General features: G+C 69.7%; 7 protein-coding genes and 1 tRNA gene. 5 read left to right on the top strand and 3 right to left on the bottom strand.

All coding sequences use genetic code 11. The features are described from left to right. The first annotated feature begins 1 nt into the window (after nucleotide 1). The 4 genes from AB0C36_RS41645 (at nucleotide 2) to AB0C36_RS41630 (ending at nucleotide 3332) form a co-directional block, all read left to right on the top strand. Nucleotides 2-78: transfer RNA gene (locus tag AB0C36_RS41645), tRNA-Lys, on the top strand. Nucleotides 79-969: 891 nt separating this feature from the next. Beyond that, nucleotides 970-1473 (top strand): WecB/TagA/CpsF family glycosyltransferase, encoded by a 504-nt coding sequence (locus AB0C36_RS41640; protein WP_358364653.1) that lies wholly within the window; start codon nucleotides 970-972, stop codon nucleotides 1471-1473. 341 nt (nucleotides 1474-1814) lie between these two features. Then, nucleotides 1815-2387, top strand: a complete 573-nt coding sequence (locus AB0C36_RS41635) for a SigE family RNA polymerase sigma factor (RefSeq protein WP_358364651.1) — start codon at nucleotides 1815-1817, stop codon at nucleotides 2385-2387. A 33-nt stretch (nucleotides 2388-2420) separates the two neighbouring features. After that, nucleotides 2421-3332, top strand: coding sequence for a DUF4232 domain-containing protein (locus AB0C36_RS41630; protein WP_358364648.1), 912 nt, complete (start codon nucleotides 2421-2423; stop codon nucleotides 3330-3332). A 978-nt stretch (nucleotides 3333-4310) separates the two neighbouring features. Here the strand turns inward: AB0C36_RS41630 and AB0C36_RS41625 are convergent. The 3 genes from AB0C36_RS41625 to AB0C36_RS41615 all read right to left on the bottom strand — a co-directional run bounded on the left by AB0C36_RS41625 (nucleotide 4311) and on the right by AB0C36_RS41615 (nucleotide 7673). Further along, nucleotides 4311-5138 carry a hypothetical protein gene (locus AB0C36_RS41625; protein ID WP_358364646.1) on the bottom strand — a complete coding sequence of 276 codons (828 nt, stop codon included), beginning with the start codon at nucleotides 5136-5138 and terminating at the stop codon, nucleotides 4311-4313. Between the two features lie 107 nt (nucleotides 5139-5245). Then, complete coding sequence (locus AB0C36_RS41620) at nucleotides 5246-5572, bottom strand: hypothetical protein (RefSeq protein WP_358364644.1); 327 nt, start codon at nucleotides 5570-5572, stop codon at nucleotides 5246-5248. 55 nt (nucleotides 5573-5627) lie between these two features. Beyond that, nucleotides 5628-7673 carry a PIG-L family deacetylase gene (locus AB0C36_RS41615; RefSeq protein WP_358364642.1) on the bottom strand — a complete coding sequence of 682 codons (2046 nt, stop codon included), beginning with the start codon at nucleotides 7671-7673 and terminating at the stop codon, nucleotides 5628-5630. Nucleotides 7674-7957: 284 nt separating this feature from the next. Between AB0C36_RS41615 and AB0C36_RS41610 the strand changes: the two genes are divergently transcribed. Beyond that, nucleotides 7958-9304 (top strand): stealth family protein (locus AB0C36_RS41610; RefSeq protein WP_358364640.1); only part of this gene is annotated, 1347 nt, incomplete at its 3' end.

The raw sequence follows: 9304 nt of genomic DNA, 5'->3' as shown, positions 1-9304 counted from the left end.
CGCGCCGCTAGCTCAGTTGGTTAGAGCAGCTGACTCTTAATCAGCGGGTCCGGGGTTCGAGTCCCTGGCGGCGCACCAAGTCCAAGGCCACCCATGTCTGCAAAAAGCGCAGACTGGGTGGCCTTGGTCATTTCTGCGCGACTTCGTCGCGCGTGGCGGGGGCTTCGCCACCCGCACCCCCCTTGTTCCGTCTCGTGGCACTCCATCTCGCGGTGGGGGGCTTCGCTTCGCTCGCCCCTTTGGGGGTGAGTTCTTGAGGTTGGGCTGCGGGTGGCGGCATCGCTTCTGAATGGGCATCGCTTCGCTCGCCCTTCTGGGAGTGAAGCTCTTGAGGTTGGGCTGCGGGTGGCAGCATCGCTCGCCGCTTTGGGGATGAAGTCCTTGAGGTCGAAACTGCGGTGCGGCGGATCCACGGGGGCGGTCACGCTCGTCGTCGGAGGCATTCCATCCACGGGTCGGCGGCTTCGCTTCGCTCGCGCCTTCTTGAACCTGGCTCCGGGGGGACGGGCATCGCTCGCCTCTTTGGCAGTGAAGTCCTTGAGCTCGGGACTGCCGTACTGCGGATCGACGGAGACGGTCACGCTCGTCACCGGAGGCATCGCATCACGGGCCGGCGGCATCGCTTCGCTCGCGCCTTCTTGAACCTGGCTCCGGGGGGATGGGCATCGCTTCGCTCACCCTTCTGGGGGCGGCGCGGTGACGGCGCTGCCCGTCGACTGCTGCATCGTCGTCTTGGGCGTGGTCGTGGTTTTGGTGGTGGTGCCCGTCCTGGTTCGTGGACCGAGCCGGGGCCTTCGCGGGGGCGTCGACGGTCAGCTCTTTAGCTCGGGCTGCGGTGCTCGCTGATCGACGGGGGCGGTCACGCTCGTCGCCGGAGGCATTGCATCTAGGGGCTGGCGGCGTCGCTTCGCTCGCCGCTTTGTGCAAGAGGTGCTTGAGTTCGGGCTGCGGTGAGACGGATCGACGAGGGTGTCTCGCTCATCGCCACCGGATTTCCCCCGGCGGTCCTGCAGCGCAGCGTGCTCGCCGGGTCAGGCCCGCGCGGGCGCGCCCGGCATGCGGCAGGTGACCGGGCCGGACCTGATGCTCGACCTGCTGGCCCGCGCGGTGGAGCGCGGATGGACGTCGTACTTCTACGGCGGCGCGGAAGGCGTGCCCGAGATGTTGGCGAACCACCTGGGCCTGCGGTTCCCCGGCCTCAAGGTGGTCGCACCATTCGTGTGTTCGGGCCGGCAGCGCTCCTGGGCCCCATACCCCGCCCGTCACCCCGGCTTCGGCGCGATCATCCGGCCACGACACCCCGTGACACACGCACTGTGGCCTGGCGGCAGAGGGCCCGTTCCGTGGAGCATCGACCCACCGGGTACTCGTCGCGAACCGGCTGCCGGCACTCGTGCGTCGCGCCGCGTACGCCCTGAGCCGCCGCTCGCGCGTCGTGGTCGACTTGGTCGGAACAGCGGCGCGGCCTGCTAGTTGGACATGTATCGCTGCCGAGGTGGTCTTCCGTAAGCGCGGTGCACGGACCAGTCGGGGCCTCGGCTGTCCCCGGGGTCCGCCCGACAGCGCCCCCGGTCCCTGCGCCCGGGCCTGTCACCCGGCCCCGGCACGTTCGCGCGGCGGCCCGTCCCCGTCGGCGTCGACCCGTCGTGGCACAGTCTCTGCTTCATCGCACGAACCTGGCGTCGACGCCGATGCGTTGCCCGTGTATGACTCGGACCACCGCCATCCCGTGTCGCGGCTTCGGCTTGGTCGGCGCAGCACAGTGTGGCGTCTCGGGCGACGGGCGTGTGGGGGTGGGGGCAATTTGGGGGTGCGTGCAACGTGGGTGGGGTGGGAGTGGGTTTGGGCTGGTAGGGAGGTGCGGATTGAAACCTGACGACGCAGCCGCGTTCCACGAGTTTGTGCGGTCGCAGTGGCCGCGGTTGGTGCGGACCGCGTACTTGATGACCGGCGACTATGCCGAGGCCGAGGACGTGGCGCAGACCGCGCTCGCCAGGGCCGGAGCCGCATGGCGACGGATCCAGGCGACCGAGCGGCCGGACGCGTACGTCCGCCGCATCCTCGTCAACTGCAACAACAACCGGTTCCGCCGGAAACGGCCGGCGCTGGTGTTGGCGGAGAGACCCCCCGACGCGGCCGGGCCGGATCCGACGGTACGCGTCGATCAGCGGGACGCGTTGCGCGTCGCGCTGCTCAAGTTGCCGCCCCGGCAGCGGGCCGCGGTCGTCCTGCGCTATTGGGAGGACCTGCCGGAGGCGGAAGTGGCCCAGGCCATGGGCTGCTCGGTGGGGACGGTCAAGAGCCAGGCGGCGCGCGGCCTTGCGAAGCTCCGCGAAGACCCCGCACTTGCGGACAGCGCACCGGCGCCGGGGACGACCTGGCGATGAACGCCGGGCTGGAAGACAGGAGGGAAGAGCACCATGAACATGCCTGACCACAGAACGCCTGGCGACCCCGCGGAAGATTGGCTGCGTACGCAACTCACCGCCCAGGCCACGGACATCCCCGTCATGCCGCCGGACATCGCGCGCATCGACGCGCGCCGCCGCGGCATCCACCGGCGTCGTGCCGGATGGGCGGCGTGTGCCGCCGCCGTGGCCGCGGGCGCGGTGGTGACCGCGGTCGCTCTGGCGGGGGGCGGGGAGCGGCGAGAGGTGGCGACGCCGCCGCCGTCGACACTGCCGACCGCGTCGTCCGCGCCCGGCACGGAGGCGCCGACCCCGGTCGTCCCCGGTCCCCCCGGGACCACGAGCCAGCCGGGGGGCCCCACGGCGTCCGGCAACCCGAACCCACAGGACACGCCCCGGGGTTCGCCCCAAGGCACCCCTCAGGGCACCTCCGGGACCACTCCCACGAATGGCGCGAGCGGCATGACGGGTGCGACCAACACGATCGCCGCCTGCACGCCCGACGTCCTCGGCGTCTCCGCCTCGAAGGAGCCCGCGGACGCCACTGAGGTCAGGCATCTGCTGCTCACCGTCCAGAACGCCGGCAACAAGCCCTGCAATCTGTACAACTACCCGCACGTGCTGCTCGGCGACGCCCGGACCACCGCTCCGGTGATCGAGGAGAGCAACGCGGACCCGGGGAAGCCCGTCACTCTCGCACCGGGCGCGGAGGCGTACGCCGCCATGGTCCTCAACGGCCCCATGGACGAGTACGAGGTGAAGTCCATCTCCCTCACGCTGCACGGGTCCAAGATCGGCACCAAGGCGGGCAAGGCCGTCGACGTCCCCATGCCCGTCGCCACGCTGTACGCCAACGACTTCCAGCGCGTGACCTATTGGACGACCGCACCCGGCTTCGCCCTGGACTTCGTCATGTCGAAGTGACGCGTGCCCGCCGGAGCGCCGGTGCTCCAGGTGGCTGCCATCCGGCGACGCGACATCGCCGGGGCCGTCCCCGTGTGCCGGTTGCGGACACGGATGGTCCCGGCGCAGACCCCGGAGTTCGGGTACGTGCCAACCCGCGGTTCAGCGAACCTTCGTCGTAGGTCCGACCCGTCGCGTGTGGCGTCCGGACAGCCCGCTAACGTTCCTCCGATCACCGGCGTCCAAATGTTCCGACGGGGCCTGCGGCTCCCGGGAACGCAGGGTGACAGGCGGTGTTTTACCAGTGAGACCGGTCGCGACGCCGGCCTGTGGGCATCGTAAGGGGACCCAAGGTGGCAACCGCGCCGGCGGGCGAGAGACGCACGCCCTCGCCGACCCCTGCACCCGTACGCCTCGACTCGCTCACGGGGCTTCGCTGGTTCGCGGCTCTGGCTGTCTTCGCCTTCCATGTGTCCGACCGGGCACCATTGCCGCACCTCTACACGGTCAGCCAGTACGGCGACGCCGGGGTGTCGTTCTCTTTGTGCTCTCCGGGTTCGTTTTGACCTGGTCGTTCTCACCCTCGGTGCCCCTTGGGACCTTCTATTGGCGGCGGTTCGCCAGGGTTTTGCCGATCGCGGCGATGTGGGCCTACCGGTACTTCACGTTCGAGTTGTTGAATCCGACGGAACATCGGACGAGGTTGCAGATCGTGCGTTTTCCGGCCGGCCGTTTCCTCGGGTTCCTGCTCGGCGTCAGCGCCGCCGCAGCAGTGCTCGGCGGCTGGCGGCCGCGGCTCCGACGCCGACAACTGCTGGTGGTCCTGGGCGGGCTGCTCTACGGGCTCGACAGGTTGCACCGGCAGCCGTGGACCGTCGCGAGTTGGACGATCCAAGCGATCGCACCGTTGTTCGCGCTGTTGATCGCGCTCGCCGACGACGACGTGGTCCAACCTGGCCCCCGCCATGGTGTGGCTGGTGCTGTCGGTCGTGGCATCGGCTATCGCATACCAGTACCTGGAGAAGCCATGCGAGAAACGTCTGCGGCGGCTGTCGGAGCAGCGGCCGTCGGCAACTCCGTCCGTGCCGGGGCAGGTCGTTCGGGAGTCGGATCCTCCGCGACGCGTTGCGGCATCTGGATGAGGACGGCGAGGCCGAGGGCGACGACCAGCCAGAAATGTACGCCGATGCGGTCCACATCCCCCATCGCGGGGTGCAGGGCGAGCGGCAGAGCCGTGCACAGCGCGACCGCGATCCAGACAATGCCGAGGCGGCGGAACGCGAGCCCCAGGCCGACGAGGCCGATCAGCGCCAGGCCCGAGCCCATGTTCCAGTTGGGAACGGCTTGGAGCCAATCCGACCAGAAAGTCTGGTTGCCGTCCCACAACCGGTCGTAGACGTCCGGGGGCATGGGCTTCTGGAAGTGCGCGCCGTAGAAGTCATGCGGACTGTCCTTCAACCCCGGCAGGCCGAGCGCTGCACTCACCGCCATGTGTGCGGCGCCAATGGCCGCGCTCACGGAGGCGACCCAGAGAGCGCGCACGCGGAGGGCACCGACGGCGGTCAGCGCGAGGACGATCGAACCTGCGGCCAGCCCGGCCACCACGGCTTGGCCTGACGAGGACCGCGACAACAGTGCCCACAGAAGGCCAAAGACCAGCAAGGCCAGGCCTGGGTACCGGCGGCCCTTGAGTGCCTTGGCTGCGCCCGCCAGGGCAATGAGTATGCCCAGCAAGGCGGTTCCTTCCGGCAGCATGCGGGTCGACCAGTATCCGGTCGGCAGGATGTAGAAGAAGAACTCGGCGAGAAGTGCGTGGGGTTTCGACATTCCCATGGACCTTGCGGCCCCGTACATGGCGACACCGCAGGCCGCTGAGATGAGGAAGCTCGCAACCGCGAAGCCAGGTGGCCCGAGAACCTTGAGGAACGGTGCGGTCAGCAGCGGGTTAGCGGCCGGGCGGTGAATATCGCATGGTAGGGGTCCGGGAAGTCCCAGCTCTCCCCGACGTATTCGCGGCAGTCGGCCTTCTCTGCCTTGGAAATCTCGTCCATCCGGCGTAGGTCGCCGCAGACGAAGTCCATCGCCTTGCCGCTCACGTCCTCGGACTCGCCTGTGAACCGCAGCGCTTGCTGGTAGTAGTGCATCGTGTCCGGATACGTCAGCACCCGCTGGTTGTTCCACATCACCAACGACAAGGCGAAGGCGACGATCACAGCGGCAATGATCCCGGCGGCCGGAATCCCCCGTATTGCAGACTTCATTTCCCTCTCCTGAACCAAACGTTCCGGACGCACTCGGGCGACCCCGCGCTGTACCTCAGACGACGGCGGTCCAGGACGACATCCGACCGCTGTCCGCATCCGAACGCGCTACGTGGAGACGGCCGTCGACGCCCACGACGGCGGCAACCAGGCGTCCTCCCCCATCCCGAGCCACGGCGGGCGAGTGCAGCAGAACAGGGCCGCCACTCATCCAGTCCACCGCCGCGTCGTGCTGCAGGTCATGCCACCCCACGCTGACGTTGCCCCGGCCGTTTCGGCACGCCAGGCCCGTACGGCCGCCTTCCGCGGCCACCGCGGCCACCGGCCCGAAACCGCCGTCCCCGCCGAGCCACTGCGGTTGCAGGTCCCACCCGCCGCGCGGTTCGAGCTGGGTGTACAGGAGCACCCACGCCGACTGGGGCTGGCGGACGATCAGCCGGAGGCGGCCGTCGTCGCCGCGGATCGCGATCGGCGGCCCCGCCGGCGCGGCGACGTGCAGCTTCCCGACCCGGAACGGCCCGCCGGAATCCGGCTGGTACCAGCGGACGATGCCGTCCGCGGAGCTGCCGAAGACCTCGATGCGGTTGTCGGCCGTGGTCACCACGGCAAGCCCGTCCTGGATCCCGCTCCCTTTGTGGTCGGTCCACGGCCCCCACTGGCCTCCAGGGTCGAGGCGCCGACCGCTCAAACCGGTGCCGGTATTACGCACGAAGACGTGCACCCCGCTGTCGACCGCAACCGCCGCGGGCATCCCGATCCCGCGCGCACGCCCGGGTTGGACGTCGGTGCCGTCCGCCGGATTACCCAGTTCCGCCCACGGCGCGAAGGGGCCTCCAGGAGCCGTCTGGGCCGCGACGACAAGGGCACGCCGCTGTTCGACCGGAGCACGGCCCAGGGTCATCCGCACGCCGAAGACGTGGAAACGTCCGTCTCGCGTACAGGTCACGGCCAGATGCGGAAGCAGCGGCCCGCCGCCGAGCGGCACCGGCGCGGCGAAGCGGCCGTCGCGGTCGGCCGCCCACATGACCGCCTCACCGCCGAATACGGCGAACGCCGCCAGTCTCCCGTCGGGAGCCGCACACAGCCAGGAGGCATTGCCCGGATACCGGTGCGTTGTGCTCTGCGCCCAACCCGTGCCGGGAGCTCCAGCGGCGACCTTGAGGTCACCACAGCCCTCCGGCGCGCCGCAGTCCGCGCCGTCCGCCCATCCGTAGACGTCCAGCAGCCGCACCTTCTCGCGGAAGGCGGTGCCGTCCAGGTTGTAGGGCCAGCGCTCGTTGACGTAGCCCCGGTAGCTCTCGACCGCCGCGCCACCGCCGCCACGCCCGTTGACAGTCTGTACCGCGGCCCACGAGAACAGCGCCACCGCGGTGTGGTCCTGGTGGTCGGCGAAGTCCTCGAAATCCGCGTGCTGCCTGGTGGCGGGGTTTCGGTCGTCGTGCTTCAGGTGGTCCGGGTCCGGGTCCAGGGTGCGGATCACGGTCGGCTTGAAGCGCTCGATCAGCGCGGCAAGGCCCTCGATCAGCGTTTCGCGGCTATAGGTGTACGGCCGGGTGGCCGGGCCGGCGCGGAACGCCATGGTCGGGATCGCGGCGGTCTTGCCCTCCCACAGCTCGCGGGGGCGTCCGGCGCCGGCAGTGCCGCTGCGGGTGCCGTCCTGCCACAGATTCAGGAAGACGAGCCGCACGTGCGGGGCGGCCGTAAGCGTGGCCAATTCCGCGATCGGGCCTCCGGGCATCGGCAGCGCTTCGCGCGTCCACGGGCTCTTGCGGTCGCCGACCGCCATCTCGGCGTACGCGGCGCGCAGTCCCGTCTGCCGGGCCGCGCTGTAGCCGGGAAAGTCGACCGGCACCGTGGCTCCGTCGTCCCCGGCGCGGTTGTTGCGGCCGTCCGTTTCCCCGCAGGTGACGCATACACCGATCAGCTGTTCACCGCTGCGTATCGCCTGCTGAATGTCCGGATTGAGGAAATACAGGTCGTCGTCGGGGTGCGCCACGATGTGCAGATGCGTGGCGGCGGTCTTGTCCGGCGGGGCCGTCGAGTTCTGCGGATTCGTCGAGTCCTCCTCGCCGCGCGTCGACACCCAGATGCCTGCGGGCACACCAATCGCAACCGCTCCTCCCACGGCCGACAGGGCCACGAAGTTGCGGCGGGTCATCTGTGCCACAGGCACGCCTTTCCTCACCAGTCAATGCCCTGAACATGGCCGCCCATGTCCTGGCGCGGCACACTGCAAAACCAGGCAGAACGCGGGGGATGCCGGCCCGTCGGCAATAGGCACGACCGGCAGCGGTCATACTGTACGCGCTGGCCCTGAGTGGCTTCTATACGCCCGCCTCTCGGGGATACCGGACATACCTGGACCGACGACCGGGAGAGCGGCACGTGTCAATTGGGGACGCAGAATCGGCCTCGGCCGCCCGTGGCGGCGTCGGCGGCGCGGACGCACCGAAGCTGGTGGTCCGCAGCAATTCGGAGCGTTCCCGCGCGGTTCATCTGTACCGCCGATTCGTCCCGGACGCGCTGCGCTCCAAAGTGGCCGAGTCCGTCTCCCCCCAGACCCGCACCCGGATCGTGACCGGCGTCGGAACGGCGGTGCCCCGTGCCGCCTCGGAGGTACGGCGGCGCGCGTTCCAGGTCCGGCACGCCCAATACGTCTCCGCGCCCGGGCGGATCCTCCTCGCGGACGCCGGCGCGCTACGCGTCGCCGAGCTCGTGCCCACGGTGTCCCCGTTGGGGGCCCAGCGCCGCAACCTGGACCGGGTACGCGCCGCTCTCGAAGCCGCGGGCGTGCCCTATTTCTGCGTCCGCGGGCACGCACCCCACGCGTCGGTGGTTGCGGTACGCGAGTCGCACCGGCGCTCCGCCCTGGTCGCCGTGCGCCAGGCATGCGGGCAGGCGCCGGGGTATGTGTCCCTGCTTCGCGCCGCCGCGAAGACGTTTGCGACCGCGACACCGGGCTTCGAAGCAGCCGTCTGGGCCGCCGCCGAACGGGCTTCCGTCATACGGCTCTTCTGGCTGCAGGCAGCGGACCCCGCAGGGAATCTGGTCTTCGGCGAAGACTACGGCTGCGACATCGAGTTCTGGCGCGAGGACAGCGGCATGCTCGTCGCTCCACGTCCGAACCGCGTCGCGGACGCGGTTCCGGCGGGCACCCGAATAGTGGACGCCGAGGAGGCCCTGACCACACCTTGGGCGCCCCGTGGCGACCGGGGGCGGAGCCGGCCGATTCCCGAGGAATTCGACCTGCCCCTCACTGATGACATCACCTTCCCCGTCGATGCCGTGTACACATGGGTGGACGGCAACGACCCCGCGTGGCGGGCCCGCCGCGACAAGGCGCTCGCCGACGCCGGGGGCTCCACGGCCCTCAACGGGCAGGCGGCGAACGACGCCCGCTACACAAGCCGTGACGAGTTGCGGTATTCGCTGCGGTCGATCGACATGTACGCCCCCTGGATCCGCACCGTCTACCTGGTCACCGACCGCCAGACCCCGGCCTGGCTCGACACCGACCACCCCCGCGTCAAGATCGTCGACCACCGCGACATCTTCACCGACCCCGACGCGCTACCCACCTTCAACTCCCACGCCATCGAGTCCCAGCTCCACCACATCGACGGACTCGCCGAACACTTCCTCTACTTCAACGACGACGTCTTCCTCGGACGCCCCGTCACCCCCGCCACCTTTTTTCACGCCAACGGACTCGCCAAGCACTTCACCTCACCG

It is taken from the genome of Streptodolium elevatio (assembly GCF_040649515.1).
GTDB classification, from domain to species: Bacteria; Actinomycetota; Actinomycetes; order Streptomycetales; family Streptomycetaceae; genus Yinghuangia; species Yinghuangia elevatio.
This window is presented reverse-complemented; position numbering and strand designations above follow the sequence as displayed.

Coding starts and splice junctions, on each gene's coding strand:
- AB0C36_RS41620 (WP_358364644.1), bottom strand. CDS start 5,572: ATGAAGTCTGCAATACGGGGGATTCCGGCCGCCGGGATCATTGCCGCT.
- AB0C36_RS41630 (WP_358364648.1), top strand. CDS start 2,421: ATGAACATGCCTGACCACAGAACGCCTGGCGACCCCGCGGAAGATTGG.
- AB0C36_RS41625 (WP_358364646.1), bottom strand. CDS start 5,138: ATGTCGAAACCCCACGCACTTCTCGCCGAGTTCTTCTTCTACATCCTG.